The organism is Brevundimonas sp. P7753 (assembly GCF_013386595.1).
GTDB lineage: Bacteria > Pseudomonadota > Alphaproteobacteria > Caulobacterales > Caulobacteraceae > Brevundimonas > Brevundimonas bullata.
Map to the genome: position 1 here is coordinate 1 of NZ_JACARP010000275.1, position 343 is coordinate 343.

Genomic DNA, 343 nt, shown 5'->3' on the forward strand with positions numbered 1-343 from the left:
CGGCTGGACCGGGTGATCTACTGTTCGAGCTTTTCCAAGACGCTGTCGCCCGGGGTGCGGATCGGCTGGATGATCGCCGGCAAGTTCCAGCAGGAAATCCAGCGCCTGCAGACCTTCAGTACCCATTCGGCGTGCAGCGTCACGCAGATGGGCGTGGCGGCCTACCTGGAAAACGGCGGTTATGACCGGCATCTGCGCTATATCCGCCAGGAATACCGCAAGAACCTGAGCGCCTTCCAGCTGGCGGTGCAGCAGTACTTCCCCGAAGGTACGCAGATGACCCGGCCGACCGGCGGTTTCATTCTCTGGGTCAGCCTGCCAGGCAGGGTCAATACCCAGGAGC

1 pseudogene is annotated in these 343 nt (G+C 62.4%); it reads left to right on the forward strand.

The features are described 5' to 3' along the window. A pseudogene (locus HX774_RS19560) lies at nucleotides 1-343 on the forward strand (PLP-dependent aminotransferase family protein); the annotation flags it as partial.